14 protein-coding genes are annotated in these 15,540 nt (G+C 64.3%); 9 read left to right on the forward strand and 5 right to left on the reverse strand.

Annotated features, from left to right (window positions below; genetic code table 11):
- Both LHJ54_RS12740 and LHJ54_RS00970 read right to left on the reverse strand, forming a co-directional pair.
- Nucleotides 1-441 carry a DUF11 domain-containing protein gene (locus LHJ54_RS12740; RefSeq protein WP_228241770.1) on the reverse strand — a complete coding sequence of 147 codons (441 nt, stop codon included), beginning with the start codon at nt 439-441 and terminating at the stop codon, nt 1-3.
- Nucleotides 438-974 carry a hypothetical protein gene (locus LHJ54_RS00970; RefSeq protein WP_228241772.1) on the reverse strand — a complete coding sequence of 179 codons (537 nt, stop codon included), beginning with the start codon at nt 972-974 and terminating at the stop codon, nt 438-440. Before LHJ54_RS00970 ends, LHJ54_RS12740 begins: the two co-directional genes overlap by 4 nt.
- A 295-nt stretch (nt 975-1,269) precedes the next feature.
- On the opposite strand from LHJ54_RS00970, the gene LHJ54_RS00975 reads away from it, so the two are divergent.
- From LHJ54_RS00975 to fghA, 4 genes are all read left to right on the forward strand, one after another.
- Nucleotides 1,270-4,467 (forward strand): PAS domain-containing protein, encoded by a 3,198-nt coding sequence (locus tag LHJ54_RS00975; RefSeq protein WP_228241774.1) that lies wholly within the window; start codon nt 1,270-1,272, stop codon nt 4,465-4,467.
- Between the two features lie 6 nt (nt 4,468-4,473).
- A complete protein-coding gene (locus tag LHJ54_RS00980) occupies nt 4,474-5,577 on the forward strand; it encodes an S-(hydroxymethyl)glutathione dehydrogenase/class III alcohol dehydrogenase (protein WP_228241776.1) in 1,104 nt (367 codons plus the stop codon).
- Nucleotides 5,578-5,672: 95 nt separating this feature from the next.
- The gene (locus LHJ54_RS00985) at nt 5,673-6,056 is read left to right on the forward strand and encodes a VOC family protein (protein WP_228241778.1); all 384 of its coding nucleotides are present in this window, start codon (nt 5,673-5,675) and stop codon (nt 6,054-6,056) included.
- Between the two features lie 7 nt (nt 6,057-6,063).
- Complete coding sequence (gene fghA / locus LHJ54_RS00990) at nt 6,064-6,906, forward strand: S-formylglutathione hydrolase (RefSeq protein ID WP_228241780.1); 843 nt, start codon at nt 6,064-6,066, stop codon at nt 6,904-6,906.
- Here the strand turns inward: fghA and ruvB are convergent.
- Genes ruvB through ruvA form a run of 3 tightly spaced genes read right to left on the reverse strand, consistent with a single transcriptional unit; the run spans nt 6,903 to nt 8,889 of the window.
- Nucleotides 6,903-7,931 (reverse strand): Holliday junction branch migration DNA helicase RuvB, encoded by a 1,029-nt coding sequence (gene ruvB, locus LHJ54_RS00995; RefSeq protein ID WP_228241782.1) that lies wholly within the window; start codon nt 7,929-7,931, stop codon nt 6,903-6,905. The two genes, fghA and ruvB, sit on opposite strands and share 4 nt — an antisense overlap.
- Nucleotides 7,928-8,287, reverse strand: a complete 360-nt coding sequence (locus tag LHJ54_RS01000; RefSeq protein ID WP_228241784.1) for a hypothetical protein — start codon at nt 8,285-8,287, stop codon at nt 7,928-7,930. Before LHJ54_RS01000 ends, ruvB begins: the two co-directional genes overlap by 4 nt.
- A complete protein-coding gene (ruvA, locus tag LHJ54_RS01005; RefSeq protein ID WP_228241785.1) occupies nt 8,284-8,889 on the reverse strand; it encodes a Holliday junction branch migration protein RuvA in 606 nt (201 codons plus the stop codon). Before ruvA ends, LHJ54_RS01000 begins: the two co-directional genes overlap by 4 nt.
- A gap of 213 nt (nt 8,890-9,102) precedes the next feature.
- Here ruvA and aroC point away from each other — a divergent pair, with 213 nt between their 5' ends.
- The 5 genes from aroC (at nt 9,103) to LHJ54_RS01030 (ending at nt 15,536) form a co-directional block, all read left to right on the forward strand.
- Nucleotides 9,103-10,170, forward strand: coding sequence for a chorismate synthase (gene aroC / locus LHJ54_RS01010; RefSeq protein WP_228241786.1), 1,068 nt, complete (start codon nt 9,103-9,105; stop codon nt 10,168-10,170).
- A 134-nt stretch (nt 10,171-10,304) separates the two neighbouring features.
- Nucleotides 10,305-10,871, forward strand: a complete 567-nt coding sequence (gene ahpC, locus LHJ54_RS01015; RefSeq protein WP_228241787.1) for an alkyl hydroperoxide reductase subunit C — start codon at nt 10,305-10,307, stop codon at nt 10,869-10,871.
- Between the two features lie 147 nt (nt 10,872-11,018).
- Nucleotides 11,019-12,608, forward strand: coding sequence for an alkyl hydroperoxide reductase subunit F (gene ahpF / locus LHJ54_RS01020; RefSeq protein ID WP_228241788.1), 1,590 nt, complete (start codon nt 11,019-11,021; stop codon nt 12,606-12,608).
- 126 nt (nt 12,609-12,734) lie between these two features.
- On the forward strand, nt 12,735-14,975 hold the full coding sequence (gene katG, locus LHJ54_RS01025; protein ID WP_228244251.1) for a catalase/peroxidase HPI: 2,241 nt from the start codon (nt 12,735-12,737) through the stop codon (nt 14,973-14,975).
- Between the two features lie 108 nt (nt 14,976-15,083).
- Nucleotides 15,084-15,536 carry a GNAT family N-acetyltransferase gene (locus tag LHJ54_RS01030; RefSeq protein ID WP_228241790.1) on the forward strand — a complete coding sequence of 151 codons (453 nt, stop codon included), beginning with the start codon at nt 15,084-15,086 and terminating at the stop codon, nt 15,534-15,536.
- Nucleotides 15,537-15,540 lie beyond the last annotated feature (4 nt).

Consider the following 15,540-nt stretch of genomic DNA (forward strand, 5'->3'; position numbering starts at 1 on the left):
TCATGGATTGATGGTGACGTCGAAGGTGACTGTTCGCGTGGAGTTTGCCGGAACATTGCCGGCGGCGACGGTGATCGCGCCTGCCGCAAAGCTGCCCGGGTCTCCGTCGGCGGCATCGGTCAGGCTGGCCCCATCAAGCCGCAGGGTTCCCGTGCGGTATGTCGTGCCGGCAGGAACCGGGTCGTTGATGACAAGTCCCGCGGCAGAGCCGCTGCCGCTGACGGTGGCGACGATCTGGAATGACACGGTGGCGCCTGGCACAGGCCGCGTTCCGCCGAACGGATCCGTGATCGTTGCCGATTTGACGAGTGTTACGCCAGCCACGCTCGCGGTGACGGCGCCTGCCGTGCTGCCGCTCGCTCCGGTGGTGCCGACCACCGCTGCCCCGCCGCCCTGCCCGGCTCCGGCAACTGTCGTGCCCGGTGCGCCAGTGGCTGTCACCGCGTCGCGCGCAGGCGCACCTGGCTGACACTGCCATCGGCAACGCCTGCCGGCGCGTTGACGAGTACGAAAACCACCTGCGTGCCGTCGGCGGCTAGGACGGTTGAACTGCCGCCGTTCACCAGTGGAGTGTCGATGCCCTGATCGTAAATGCCGTTGTTGTTGCTGTCGAGGACCAGTCCGGTGACAACGGTGTTGTAGGGGTTGCCGCCAACCGCCGGATCGGCCGTCAGGACGAAGGCTTCGGGACCGTTGCCGGTGTTCGTCACGGTGTACGACAGCACCGCGGAACCGGCCATCGTTACTGGCCCTGCGTCATTGGAAGTAACCGTCACGTTCAGCAGTTCGTCCACCAACACGGTTACCGTGTTCGAACTGACGGTCGCCGCCGTTCCGCCGGTGCTGTAGGTGGCCGATGCCGTGTTGGTGATCAGCGTTCCGGCATCGATCCCTGCTGCCAAGGCCGGTGAAGCGAGGGCGGCAGAGCAGGCCAAGGCGGCGATGGCGCGGCGGGAGAAGAGGGCGGTGTCCATTGCGCTCCCTCTACGCCCAAGTAGTTAACGAACCACTTAGGGCGTTTAACCTAAATTTATCCCGCAGCATGGGCGACCGGAGTTGCGGTATCGACTTCTGTTTTTCTGCCCGGCAAAGGATTTGTGAATCGGTGACTTAGCCGTTAAGGGGTCCTGCGAGGATGAGGCGGATTTTTTTTCCCGAAACCAATGGCTGTCGAACCCGCGGGGGTGCGGCGTTCCAGTTCGCGGTACATCAACGGTGACTGGAGAGGACCAAAATCGGGTTAGTGCGGCACCCGAATCAGCGGCAGGCATGGCGGCCCTGATTGCTGAACTGGACTGGTCGGCAACACCGCTCGGCTTGCCGGAAAGCTGGCCGCAGGCGTTGCGGACGCTTATCGATGTGATGCTGGGTTCCAGTCAGCCGATGTTCCTCGCCTGGGGACCCGACCGCACCCTTATCTACAATGACGCGTACGTTGAAATCCTGGCGGACAAGCATCCGGCGGCGCTGGGTCGTGATTTTTTGGATGTATGGTCCGAAATCCGATCCGACCTGGAACCTATCGTCGAACAGGCACAGCGCGGCGAGCCTGTGCATATGGACGACATCGAGCTGTGGATGGAACGCAAGGGGTTCCGGGAAGAGGCTCACTTTGCCTTCTCCTACACGCCGGTCCGCGGTGATGGCGGAGCGGTCACCGGATTCTTCTGCGCCTGTCAGGAGATCACCGGACAGATCATGGCGGAACGCGCGCTGCGCGAAAGCGAGACGCGGGCGCGCACCGATGCTCAGCGGGTGCAGATGGCTCTGGATGCGGGCGCCATCATCGGCACGTGGATCTGGGATTTAGTGGTTGACCGCTTCACGGTTGACGAGGCGTTTGCCCACGCCTTCGGGCTTGATCCGGCGCGGGGGCGCGAGGGACTGAGCCTCGAGGAAATCACCGATACAGTTCATCCCGACGACAAGCCGGGTCTGAATGTGGCCATCGCGGAAGCGATAGCCCGTGGCGGGCCTTATGCCCACCAGTACCGGGTGCGGCGGACCGACGGGCGGTACTACTGGATCGAGGCGAACGGCCGGGTGGACCTTGCACCTGATGGTCAGGCTCAGCAGTTTTCCGGTGTGCTTCTGGATGTGGAAGAACGGCGCGAGGTAGAGCGGGCCAGACGGCAGAGCGAGGCGCTGCTGGATGCTGTTATCGATGCCATGCCCGTCGGCGTGATAATCGCGGACGCCGACGGCCGTGTTATGCGCGACAACGCCGCGAACCGGGCGATCTGGGGAATGCCGCCGGAGACGGTCAGCTGGGAACAATACGGAGACTGGGAAGGCTACAACCCGGAGACCGGACAAAGGTTGAAGGCTGAAGACTGGGCCATGTCACGCGCGCTCAGGGACGGCGAAACCGTGCAGGCCGAGCTGGTTGAGAACGTGCGGTTCGACAACGGCGAACGGCGCTTCTTTCTGAACTCCGCCTCTCCCGTCCGTGACGACACTGGTGCGGTCATCGCCGGCGTCGTCGCCGAAGTGGACGTAACCGAACGGCTGGAGTCGGAGCGCCGCCTGCGCGAAGTGGAGGAACGCTACCGATTGGCGGCAAAGGCGACGAATGATGCCATATGGGACTGGGATCTCACCGCCAACACCGTGCGCTGGAATGAAGCGGTTCAGACCCTGTTCGGCTATCGCCTGGATGAGATCGAGCCGACCGGCGACTGGTGGATCGATCACATGCATCCCGATGATCGCGACGAGATCGACGCCAGCATCCACGCCGCGATTGACGGAACGGCTACGCGCTGGAGCGCGGAATACCGGTTTCTGACGGCGGACGGTGGCCATCGCTGGGTGCTGGACAGGGGTTTCGTTATCCGCGATGCGAGCGGCCGCGCCCTGCGCATGATCGGCGCGATGCAGGACCTGACCGAACGCCGGCGCGCGGAACAGGCCCTTGTCCAGATGAACGAACAGCTCGAGCAGCGCGTTGCCCACGAGGTCGCCAACCGTGATCAGGTCTGGAACCAGTCGCTCGACCTGATGGTGATGGTCGAGCCGGACACGAGACTGGCCGCAGTCAATCCGGCATGGCAGAATGTATTGGGATGGGAGTTCGACGAGCTGATCGGGAAACCGTTTCTCGACCTCACGCATCCTGATGATGTGGCGGAAACGCTGAAGCAGTTTCACCAGGTGTTCGAACAGCCCCTGGTAACTCCCTACGAGTTTCGGATGCGGCACAAGGACGGTTCGTGGCGGCGGATCGGCTGGACCGCTTCGTTCCGGGAAGGCCGGGTTTATGGCACCGGCCGGGATGTCACCGCCGAGCGTGAGCAGGAACAGGCTCTCGCCGCGACGGAACAGGCGCTGAGGCAAAGCCAGAAGCTGGAAACGATCGGACAGCTGACCGGCGGCGTGGCGCACGACTTCAACAATCTGCTGATGGCAATCCGCTCGAGCCTGAACCTGCTTGAGCGGCGGCTGCCCCAGGGTGATCCGCGTATGATTGGCCTGGTGCAGAATGCGGTCAAGGCGACGGAACGGGGTGCCAGCCTGACACAGCGAATGCTGGCGTTCGCGCGCAAGCAGGAACTGGATGCCAGGGCAGTCGATGTGGTTGGCCTCGTGAATGGCATGCGCGACCTCATCGAACGGTCGATCGGTCCCGAGATTGTCGTTACACTGCGCACTGATCGGCACACACCGCATGCCTTGGTGGATGCCAATCAGCTGGAAATGGCGCTTCTCAACCTCACGCTAAACGCGCGCGATGCCATGGAGGACGGGAGGGGCCGGCTGGACATCACGGTTGACCGGGCCGAAGTCAAAGAGATGCATGATCTTGCGCCCGGCGCGTATCTGCGCATCCAGGTCGCGGACAACGGCACCGGCATGGACGAACAGACACTGTCCCAGGCGCTGGAACCATTCTTCACCACCAAGGGCGTTGGCAAGGGAACCGGGCTGGGGCTGTCGATGATCCACGGCCTTGCCCGACAGTCGGGCGGTGCATTTCAACTGGAAAGCGCCATTGGGCAAGGCACAACCGCGACCCTGTTTCTGCCCGTTGCAGATGAGGAGACGAACCCCCTGCCGACCGACAAGCCCAGCCCCGTGGCCTCTGCCGGCAAGGAAAGCCTCAGGATCCTGGCGGTGGATGATGACGGGCTGGTCCTGTTCGGAACCGTCGCCTTGCTGGAAGATCTTGGCCACACCGTTCTGGAAGCGGCCAGCGGACCGGACGCGCTGGCCATCCTTTCCGCCGATCCAGGCATTGATCTCGTCATCACCGATCAGGCCATGCCCAAGATGACGGGGGTGGAAATGGCCCGCGAGATCGAGGAGCGCTGGCCACATATTCCGGTGATCCTTGCCAGTGGCTATGCAGAAATTGCCGATGGCGAGGGGCGGCACATCGCCGCCCGGCTGGAGAAGCCGTTCACCGAAGACATGCTGCGCGCCGCCATCGCAAAAGCGCTCGACCTTCAACATGCCCCGGCGGAGTAGATAACCATGAAGACACGTGCCGCCGTTGCCTTTGCGCCCGGACAGCCGCTGGAAATCGTCGAAGTCGATCTCGACGGGCCAAGGACGGGCGAGGTGCTGGTGGAAATCATGGCCACCGGGATCTGCCACACCGACGCCTACACGCTGGACGGGCATGACAGCGAAGGCATCTTTCCCAGCATACTGGGTCATGAAGGCTGCGGCGTTGTGCGCGAAGTGGGGCCGGGCGTCACCTCTGTCGCGCCGGGCGATCACGTCATCCCGCTGTACACGCCAGAGTGCCGGCAGTGCAAAATGTGCCTCAGCGGCAAGACCAACTTGTGCAGCGCCATCCGCGCGACACAAGGTCGCGGCGTGATGCCCGACGGCACCAGCCGGTTCAGCTATCGGGGAGAGCCGATCTATCACTACATGGGCTGCTCGACCTTTTCCAATTTCACCGTCCTGCCCGAAATCGCTGTGGCCAAGATCAGACAGGATGCGCCGTTCGACACCACCTGCTATATCGGTTGCGGTGTCACCACCGGGGTTGGCGCGGTCATCAACACGGCCAAGGTGCAGCCGGGCGACAATGTTGCCGTCTTCGGTCTGGGCGGCATCGGGCTCAATGTCATTCAGGGCGCGCGGCTTGCCGGAGCCGCCCGGATCGTCGGCGTGGACCTCAACCCCGCCAAGGAAGCGTGGGGCCGCCGCTTCGGCATGACCGACTTCATCGACGCCCGGCAGGGGGGAGTGGTGGACCGGATCGTGGAGATGCTGGACGGCGGTGCGGATTATTCGTTCGACTGCACCGGCAACACCGATGTCATGCGCCAGGCACTGGAATGCTGTCACAAGGGTTGGGGAACCTCGGTCATCATCGGCGTGGCCGAGGCCGGGCGCGAGGTGTGCACCCGCCCGTTCCAGCTGGTGACCGGCCGCAACTGGCGGGGAACCGCCTTCGGTGGCGCGCGCGGGCGCACCGATGTGCCGCGCATCGTGGAATGGTACATGAACGGGACGATTGCGATCGACCCGATGATCACCCATCGCCTTACCCTCGACGAGATAAACAAGGGTTTCGACCTGATGCATGCCGGAGAGAGCATCAGGGCGGTGGTGATTTACTGACCCTGCTCACCTTCAGCTTGTTCAGCGCCGCGGTTTCCCTCAAGGATGGTTCCGCAGGCGGGCAACAAGCCGGCTTCGATAGCAAGGAGAGAGGAATGTTCAGCCACGTGATGCTGGGGGCCGAGGACATCGAGGCTTCCAAAACCTTCTACGACGCGTGCTTCAAGGCGTTGGGCGGGCGCGAGGGGATGGTCGATCCCAAGGACCGCGTGATGTACCTGCACAAGGGCGGCATTTTCCTCCTGACCAAACCGATCGATGGCCAGCCGGCAAGCTGCGGCAACGGGTCGACCATCGGCTTTGCCGCCGACAGCGAGGAGCAGGCAAACGCCTGGCATGACGCGGGCAAGGCGAACGGCGGAACCGAGATCGAAGACCCGCCGGGCATTCGCGAAGGGGCCGGGATGAAGCTGTACCTCGCCTATCTCCGCGATCCCGCGGGGAACAAGATCTGCGCGATGTACCGGCCGCAGGGCTGACCCGTCCATGACGATGGAGACGGTTTCCAAGGTCAAGGCGTTCGGCGGTGTGCAAGGGGTTTACGCCCACCAGTCCGCCAACACCGGAACGCCGATGACCTTCGCCGTCTATGTGCCGCCGCACGCGCCGGGCGCGCGCTTGCCGGTGCTGTGGTATCTGTCGGGCCTCACCTGCACCCATGCCAATGTGATGGAGAAGGGCGAATACAGGCGGGCCTGCGCCGAACACGGCATCATCTTCGTCGCGCCGGACACGTCGCCGCGCGGCGAAGATGTGCCCGACGATTCGCAGGATTACGCGCTTGGTCACGGGGCCAGCTTCTACCTCGACGCCACGGAGATGCCGTGGGCCGCGCATTACAAGATGCGGTCTTATGTCGAAGCAGAACTGCCCGACCTGATCGCAGACGCCTTTCCCGTCGACATGGCTCGGCAAGGGATCACCGGCCATTCCATGGGCGGTCACGGCGCGCTGACCATTGCCCTGCGCAACCCCGGACGCTTCCAGTCGGTCAGCGCATTTTCCCCAATCGTCGCGCCCAGTCAGGTGCCTTGGGGGCGGAAAGCGTTTGCGCGCTACCTCGGTCCTGACGAGGCGACATGGCGGCAATATGACGCCGTTGCCCTGATCGAGGACGGGGCGCGCCTGCCGCACCTGCTGGTCGATCAGGGGCTGGCCGATCAGTTCCTGGTGGAACAGTTGCAAACCCACCGCCTCGCCGCCGCCTGCGAGGCGGCGGAAATGCCGGCGCAGATCCGCCTGCACGAGGGCTACGACCACTCCTACTACTTCGTGTCGACCTTCATGGCCGAGCATGTGGCATGGCATGCGGAGCGGTTGGGCGGCTAACCGCCGCCGTCGAACAGCCCACGCTGCCCCGCGATCGGTCGCGGCGCATCCAGCCCCAGGTGCCGCCAGCCGTCGTCATTCAGCACCCGCCCACGCGCGGTGCGGGCCAGCAGGCCAAGCTGGATGAGATAGGGTTCCACCACATCCTCGATGGTGTCGCGCGGTTCGGACAGGCCGGCGGCCAGCGTTTCGACCCCCACCGGCCCGCCCTTGTAGGTGGTGGCTATCATGGTGAGGTAGCGCCGGTCCATCGCGTCCAACCCCAGCCGGTCGATCTCCAGCCGGGTCAGCGCCGCGTCCGCCACCGCGCGCGTCACCGTCCCCGCGCCCGCAACATCGGCAAAATCGCGCACCCGCCTGAGCAGCCGTCCGGCCACCCGCGGCGTGCCACGCGAGCGGCGGGCGATTTCGCGCGCGCCGCCCTCGTCCAGCGCCAGGTTCAGCAGCCGCGCGCCGCGCGTCACCACCCGCAGCAGCTCGTCCTCGGTGTAGAAGGTCAGGCGGACGGGGATGCCGAACCGGTCGCGCAGCGGCGTCGTCAGCAGCCCCTGCCGCGTGGTCGCGCCGACGAGGGTGAAGGGCGGCAGGTCGATCCGTACCGACCGCGCCGATGGCCCTTCCCCGATCATGATGTCGAGCGCGCGGTCCTCCATCGCCGGGTAAAGCACCTCCTCGACCACGGGATTGAGGCGGTGGATCTCGTCGATGAACAGCACGTCGCGCGGTTCGAGATTGGTCAGCAGCGCGGCCAGATCGCCCGCCTTGGCGATCACCGGACCGCTGGTCGCACGAAACCCCGCGCCCAGTTCGCGCGCGACGATCTGCGCCAGCGTCGTCTTGCCAAGGCCGGGTGGCCCGAAGAACAGCGTGTGGTCCATCGCCTCGCCCCGCGCCTTCGCGGCGGCGATGAACACCGCAAGGTTCTCCCGCGCGGCTTCCTGCCCGACGAACTCGGCCAGCAACTTCGGACGCAGCGCGGTGTCGGGGTCTTCAGGCTGGCGTTCAGGAGTGTGGAGGGGGGTCATTTAATCAACTCTAATTTAACGACGTCATCCACACCGCGCCGAAGATCATCTGCAGCTAACGCGCCGAGGAAACCCACAGGGAAAAGGAATAGACAAGCCGCTATTCTCCCAAGAGGTCGGCTTTCAAATTTCGCGCCAATTACTTTTCCTATGAAAGCTGCAGGCTTCACAACGAGGTGCACCAAAGCTGCTAAATAGAGGACGGCTGACAGCCATTCCACCACGAAGCTATTAGAGACAAAGGCAGCAGCTTGGAAGAAAACTGCTAAAGCGAGTATTTCGCCTAGTCGAACCGCGAAGGCCATGGTATTTTTGATTACGTTAGCCCACTCATCTATCTCCTTTTCCCAATTCACCCCGCCGCCCTCTTCAACGCCACCCGGATCAGCTCCCCCTCGCCCGCGCCTTCGCCCAGCTCGCCCTGCGCCTCCGCCACGGCGCGGGCCGCGACGGCGGGTTTGAAGCCGAGGTTTTCCAGCGCGGAAACGGCATCGGCGCTCGCGCCGCTCACCCGCATGGGCGCGCCCGCCGCCCCGCCCGCGCCGCCGCCCGGCAGCGCGCCGGCCCTGTCGCGAAGTTCGTTGACGATGCGGCCGGCCAGCTTCGGCCCCACGCCGTTCGCCCGCGCCACCATGGCCGCGTCCCCGCTGGCGCAGGCATCGCGCAGCTCGCCCGCCGACAGCGCCGACAGGATCGCCAGCGCCACTTTCGACCCCACCCCCTGCACACCGGTCAGCAGCCGGAAGCAGTCGCGTTCCGCCGCGTCGGCAAAGCCGAGCAGGCGCATGTCGTTTTCGCTCACCTGCAGGTCGGTGTGCACCCGGCACGCTTCCCCCAATTCGCCCAGCGCGGCGAGAGTGCGGGCCGAACAGTGGACGAGGTAGCCAACCCCGGCGACGTCGATGACCGCCCAATCGGTGCCGACCTCCTCCAGCCGGCCGGACAGCCGCGCGATCACGCGGACACTCCGTTCGTCGCTGGTGCAGAACACATGGACCGGATGTTACACGGTCCTGAGGCAAAAAGTTCGGAGCCGCCAAACCCTCTTGCGCAGGGCGGTATTGGGAAGGGGTGGCAGATGAACATCACCTCTCGTTGCCATGTTTTGCCCACGTAGGGAAGCTGGCGTCCGGCGTCTCGACAGCGGGCGGGTTTGTCCTAAAGGAGGCGCATGAGCTGGAACACATTTGGCCGGGCGCTCCGCTTCACCACCTGGGGGGAGAGTCACGGCGCGGCGATTGGTGTCGTGGTGGATGGCTGCCCGCCGGGGATCGCCCTGTCGGAAGAATACATCCAGCCGTTCCTCGACGACCGGCGGCCGGGGCAAAGCCGGTTCACCACGCAGCGGCGGGAGGCTGACCGCGTGCGTATTCTGTCCGGCACCTTCGAAGGGCGCACCACCGGCACGCCGATCAGCCTGCTGATCGAAAATACCGACCAGCGGCCGCGTGATTATTCCGACATGGCGCGGACCTATCGTCCCGGGCATGCCGACTACACCTATGACGCCAAATACGGCCTGCGGGATTATCGCGGCGGGGGGCGGTCGAGCGCCCGGGAAACGGCCGTGCGTGTCGCCGCCGGGGCCGTGGCGCGGGCGGTCATCCCGCAGGTGACCATCACCGTCTGGGTGGCGGAGATCGGCGGCGATGCCATCGATCCCGCACGTTTCGATACTGACGAGATTGCCCGCAATCCCTTCTTCTGCCCCGACCCGGGTGCAGCCGCCCGCTGGGCCGATGCCCTTGATCGGGCGCGCAAGGACGGATCATCGCTGGGCGCGGTGGTGCAATGCGCCGCGACGGGCGTGCCGGCCGGCTGGGGTGCGCCGCTCTATGGCAAGCTGGACGCCGACCTTGCCGCCGCCGTGATGAGCATCAACGCGGTCAAGGGGGTGGAGATCGGCGACGGCTTTGCGGCTGCCCGCCTGCGCGGAGAGGACAATGCCGACCCGATGCGTCCTGGCGGGGACGCTCCACAGTTCCTCGCCAACCACGCCGGGGGAATCGCCGGCGGCATCAGCACGGGGCAACCGGTCGTGGTCCGTGCCGCGTTCAAGCCGACCAGTTCCATCCTCACTCCGGTCAAAAGCATTACCAGCGACGGATCGGCGACCGAGGTGCGCACAAGGGGCAGGCACGACCCATGCGTGGGTATCCGTGGCACGCCGGTCGTCGCCGCGATGATGGCGTTCACTCTGGCCGACCATATGCTGCTGCACCGGGCGCAATGCGGTTAGCAGCCGCTTGCCGGAAGTTTCGCCCGCTTGATTGATTATTCCGATGTTCGCAATCGCAACAAAGGACTTTGCCGCGGCGCAGCAATACCTATTTGTGGCTCTCGAGATTCACACCATCCAGAGGAACGTTTTTCATGGGTATCATCGGCACACAGCTGCAACCGTTCAACGCCACCGCATTTCAGGCGGGCAAGGATTTCTTCCAGATCACGGACGAGGATGTGCGCGGCCGCTGGGCTGTGTTCTTCTTCTATCCGGCGGATTTTACCTTCGTCTGCCCGACCGAGCTGGAAGATCTGGGCGAACATTATGCGCAGCTGCAGAAGCTGGACGTGGAGGTGTATGCCGTCAGCACGGACACCCACTTCGCGCACAAGGCTTGGCACGACACGTCCGAGCGGATCGGCAAGCTGAACTTTCCCTTCCTTGGCGACCAGCTGCACACACTGGCCAAGAACTTCGGCGTGCTGCGCGAGGACAGCGGTCTGGCCGACCGTGCGACCTTCGTGATCGACCCAGACGGCGTGATCCAGCTGGTCGAGCAGACCTGCGAGGGCGTGGGCCGCAACGCCAACGAACTGGTCCGCAAGATCCGCGCGGCACAGTATGTCCGCAACAACCCTGGTCAGGTTTGCCCAGCCGCCTGGGAAGAGGGTGAGGACACGCTTGCCCCCTCGCTCGATCTCGTCGGCAAGATCTGATCTTTTGATCGAATCGGGCGGGCGGACTCTCCCTGCCGCCCGCTCCAAGAGCCCGGAGTTGCTCCGGGTCGCTGGAAGGCCCGGAGCACCCTCCCCCCTCAACGCTCCGGGTCTTCTGCCTTTTTGCTTATCCTGAAGGAGCGCGCCATGCTGGACGCCAATCTCACGCAGCAGCTGAAACAGTACCTCGCGAATTTGCGCGAACCGGTAGAGTTGGTCGCGTCGCTTGGCGGGGATGTGAAATCGGTGCAGACGCGCGAATTGCTGGAGGAGATCGCGGCGCTGCACGATCTCGTCACCGCCCGGTTCGACGGGACGGATGCGCGTCGCCCCAGCTTCGTGATCCGGCGCGCCAGCGACGCGCAAAAGTGGGTCCGGTTCGCGGGTCTTCCGCTGGGTCATGAGTTCACCTCCCTCGTTCTTGCCCTGCTTTGGGCAGGCGGCCATCCACCCAAGGTCGATGCCGACCTGATCGAACAGGTGCGCGGGCTGGAGGGGGACCTTCATTTCGAGATGTATTTCAGCCTGTCGTGCCACAATTGTCCGGACGTTGTGCAGGCGCTGACCCTGATGGCGCTGGAAAACCCGCGCATCACGGCCACGCTGATCGAAGGCGGCACGTTTCAGGAAGAGGTGGAACGGCGCGACATCATGGCCGTGCCCGCGACTTTCCTCAACGGCGAACCGTTCTGGAACGGCAAGCTGGAACTGGCCGAGATCCTCGCCCGGCTCGACAGCGGTGCGCAGGATAAAGCCGCTGCCAAGCTGGCCGACAAGGAGCCTTTCGAAGTGCTTGTGGTGGGCGGGGGGCCGGCTGGCGTCGCCGCGTCGGTCTATACCGCGCGCAAGGGCATCCGCACCGGCATTGCCGCCGAACGTTTCGGCGGGCAGTTGAACGATACCCTGGGCATCGAGAACCTGCCGGGCACCATGTACACCGAGGGGCCGAAGCTGACTGCGTCTCTGCTGGAACAGGTGCGCGAGAACGGTGTCGACCTGATGAACCTGGCGCCGGCCGTGGCGCTGGAACCTGCGCGCGAGGCCGGTGGCCTGCACACGGTCCGGTTGGGCAATGGTGCCGCGCTGAGAGCGCGAAGCGTCATCCTCGCCACCGGTGCGCGCTGGCGCAACCTGGGCGTTCCCGGCGAGGCGGAATACCGCAACAAGGGTGTCGCTTACTGCCCCCACTGTGACGGGCCGCTGTTCAAGGCCAAGCGGATCGCGGTTGTCGGCGGCGGCAATTCGGGCGTGGAAGCGGCCATCGACCTTGCCGGCATCGTCGGACACGTCACGCTGATCGAATACGACACCCAATTGCGCGCTGACGCGGTGCTGCAGCGAAAGCTGCGCTCGCTGAAAAACGTCGACATTCTCACCAATGCGCAGACGACCGAGGTTCTGGGTGACGGGTCGCGGGTGACGGCATTGGTGTGGAAGGACCGCGCAAATGGCGAGCAGCACCGGTTGGAACTGGCAGGCGTGTTCGTACAGATCGGCCTTGTGCCGAACACCGACTGGCTGGACGGATCGGGTCTGGAACTGTCCCCCCATGGCGAGATCGTTGCCGACGCGCGCGGCGCGACCAACTTGCCGGGCGTGTTCGCCGCCGGCGACGCGACAATCGTGCCGTACAAGCAGATCGTCACCGCCATGGGCGAAGGGTCGAAGGCGGCGCTGTCGGCGTTTGACTATCTTATCCGCACGGAACCGGTCGACGAGGTAGCCAAGGCAGCCTGAACAGGCCGTTCGCCAAACGGCTGAGCCGATTAAATTGCCGCACTTAATCGATTGGACAGGTCACCGCGGCTGGGCCATCATTCCTCCAAAATCCGGTTCTGAGCCGGGAAAAGAAGGAGATGGATGATGGACGTAGCAACTGGCTCAATGCCCGGCGGCGGATGCCCCTTCACCGGCGATAGCAAGGCGCGCAGCCTGCTTGGCCGCAACAACCGCGACTGGTGGCCCGATGCGCTGCAACTCGAAATCCTGACGTCAGGCGGCAAGTCCGCCGATCCCATGGGCGAGGATTACGATTATGCCGAAGCGTTCAACACGCTCGACTACGATGCGCTGAAGCGCGATCTGCACGCGCTGATGACCGACAGCCAGCCGTGGTGGCCGGCGGATTACGGGCATTACGGCCCGTTCTTCATCCGCATGGCGTGGCACGCGGCCGGTACGTATCGAACGGCCGACGGGCGCGGTGGTTCGTCGAGCGGGCAGCAACGCTTTGCCCCGCTCAATTCATGGCCGGACAACGCCAATCTCGACAAGGCGCGGCGCCTGCTGTGGCCGATCAAGCAAAAATACGGAAAGAACATCAGCTGGGCCGACCTGTTCATCCTGACCGGCAATGTCGCCATCGAGTCGATGGGCGGGCCGGTGTTCGGCTTCGGCGGCGGCCGCAAGGACGTCTATGAGCCGGAGACGGACGTTTACTGGGGCACCGAGGATCAGTGGGTGAACCAGGGTGTGCAGACCCGCATTGATCCGGACCTGGACCTGAAGCTGGAAAACCCGCTGGCGGCGATCCAGATGGGCCTGATCTACGTCAACCCTGAAGGTCCGGGCGGCAATCCCGATCCGTTGCTGTCGGCGCGCGACATGCGCGAGACGTTCAGCCGGATGGCCATGAACGACGAGGAAACGGTCGCTCTGACCGCTGGCGGCCACACCTTTGGCAAGTGCCACGGCGCGGGCGACGCCTCGCTGATCGGGGCGGAACCCGAAGGCGCGGACATCGCCTTCCAGGGGCTGGGCTGGACCAGCGGATACGAAAGCGGGTCGGGCGAACATGCCATCACTTCCGGGCTGGAGGGGCCGTGGACCAACACGCCGATTTCCTGGTCCGAAAACTACTTCCGCCTGCTGCTCGACTACGATTACGAGCTGGTGACAAGCCCGGCAGGGGCAAAGCAGTGGCAGCCGATCAATCAGCGCGAGGAGGACAAGGCGCCGCATGCCTTCAAGCCCGGTGTCAGGGTGCCGACGATGATGACGACGCCGGACATGGCGTTGAAGCTGGACCCGGAATACCGCAAGATTTCCGAACGCTTCCGCAATGACCACGAAGCGTTCAAGGACGCGTTCGCGCGCGCCTGGTTCAAGCTCACCCACCGCGATATGGGGCCAAAGGTCCGCTATCTCGGGCCGGAAGTTCCGGCGGAAGATCTGATCTGGCAGGATCCGGTGCCCGAAGGCGTCAAGCCGTCCGATGATGATGTTGCCGCGTTCAAGGCCAAGATTCTGGACGCCGGCCTGTCCGTGGGACAGCTGGTCAAGGCGGCGTGGGCGTCGGCCTCTACCTACCGCAAGTCCGACCACCGCGGCGGCGCCAACGGGGCGCGCATCCGTTTCGCTCCGCAGAAGGACTGGGCTGTGAACGAGCCGGAGGAGCTTGGCCGGGTGCTGGCCAGGATCGACGAGCTGCGCGGCGCCATGTCGATGGCCGATGCCATTGTCCTGGCCGGAAACGCGGCAGTGGAGAAGGCGGCCAGGGACGCCGGCTTCACCGTCGAGGTGCCGTTCCTTGGCGGGCGCGGCGATGCAACCGAGGAGTGGACCGATGGCGAAAGCTTCGAACCGCTGGAGCCCAAGGCCGACGGATTCCGCAACTACCTGTCCACCAAGCATTCGGTAAAGACCGAAGAGATGCTGCTCGACCGGGCCAATCTGCTCGACCTGTCGATCCCGGAAATGACCGTGCTGGTCGGTGGCCTGAGGGTGCTGGGCGCAAACCATGCGAAGGCGGGCAAGGCAGGGCAGTTCACCGACCGGCTGGGGCAATTGACCAACGACTGGTTCGTCAATCTGCTCGACATGAAAACCGCGTGGAAGGTGGTGGACGAAAGCGCCGACGAAACCTTCATCGGCAGCGACCGCGAGACCAACGAACCCATGTGGGAAGCGACACGCACCGATCTGATCTTCGGGTCCAACTCGCAACTGCGGTCAGTGGCCGAAGTCTATGCCGAACACGGGAACGAAGAAAAGTTCGTGGCCGACTTCGTGAAGGCCTGGACCAAGGTGATGAACGCCGACCGCTTCGATGTGAGCTGGGCCAAGTATCACCAGATGCAGCGCCCGGAACCATCGCAGGCCTGATCGTTTGAATAGGCAACTTCGGGTCGCAACCACCCCCGGCAGCAATGCCGGGGGTTTTTGTTTGATAGTCCCGGATCGCGGCACAAGTGGTGAACAGAGGGTCAGTTAATGCAGATCAAGCTCACTCTGGACGATGCGCTGCTGATAGATAATTACGGCATGCACTGGCGCGAGATGGGGGTTGCCGAAAACGACATCCGGGGCGACTGGCGTGCCGAGGCTGAGCGGTTCTTGGGCCATGCCCGTCAGCACTGCGGTCTTGCTGCCTATCTTGCGGAAGTGGACGGTGAACCGGCAGGCACGGCCTGTTGTCACATCGTGCCGCGCGCTTTTCCAGCATTTCGCACGGTCGATGCCCCTGTTGTCGGCTACATCTGGAGCGTTTACGTGAAACCGGTGTTCCGGGGCCAAGGCCTGGGCAGTCTGCTTGTGTCGGCCTGTACGCAGCATCTGCGCAGCAACGGTTGCAGCCGCGCTCTGCTGCATGCAGGGGAACGTTCCGCCCCCTTGTATCGGCGGCTGGGCTTCAGCCCGACGGATGAGTTTTCCGTCGCCTTGTGACTTC

The sequence above is a fragment of the Porphyrobacter sp. GA68 genome, from assembly GCF_022605525.1.
Taxonomy (GTDB): Bacteria; Pseudomonadota; Alphaproteobacteria; order Sphingomonadales; family Sphingomonadaceae; genus Qipengyuania_B.

Excerpts from the sequence above, each read along its gene's own strand:
- katG (WP_228244251.1), top strand. The coding sequence starts at position 12,735 with ATGGACGTAGCAACTGGCTCAATGCCCGGCGGCGGATGCCCCTTCACC.
- aroC (WP_228241786.1), top strand. The coding sequence starts at position 9,103 with ATGAGCTGGAACACATTTGGCCGGGCGCTCCGCTTCACCACCTGGGGG.
- ahpC (WP_228241787.1), top strand. The coding sequence starts at position 10,305 with ATGGGTATCATCGGCACACAGCTGCAACCGTTCAACGCCACCGCATTT.
- ruvB (WP_228241782.1), bottom strand. The coding sequence starts at position 7,931 with ATGACCCCCCTCCACACTCCTGAACGCCAGCCTGAAGACCCCGACACC.
- ahpF (WP_228241788.1), top strand. The coding sequence starts at position 11,019 with ATGCTGGACGCCAATCTCACGCAGCAGCTGAAACAGTACCTCGCGAAT.
- LHJ54_RS00980 (WP_228241776.1), top strand. The coding sequence starts at position 4,474 with ATGAAGACACGTGCCGCCGTTGCCTTTGCGCCCGGACAGCCGCTGGAA.
- LHJ54_RS00975 (WP_228241774.1), top strand. The coding sequence starts at position 1,270 with ATGGCGGCCCTGATTGCTGAACTGGACTGGTCGGCAACACCGCTCGGC.
- fghA (WP_228241780.1), top strand. The coding sequence starts at position 6,064 with ATGACGATGGAGACGGTTTCCAAGGTCAAGGCGTTCGGCGGTGTGCAA.
- LHJ54_RS00970 (WP_228241772.1), bottom strand. The coding sequence starts at position 974 with ATGGACACCGCCCTCTTCTCCCGCCGCGCCATCGCCGCCTTGGCCTGC.
- LHJ54_RS00985 (WP_228241778.1), top strand. The coding sequence starts at position 5,673 with ATGTTCAGCCACGTGATGCTGGGGGCCGAGGACATCGAGGCTTCCAAA.
- LHJ54_RS01030 (WP_228241790.1), top strand. The coding sequence starts at position 15,084 with ATGCAGATCAAGCTCACTCTGGACGATGCGCTGCTGATAGATAATTAC.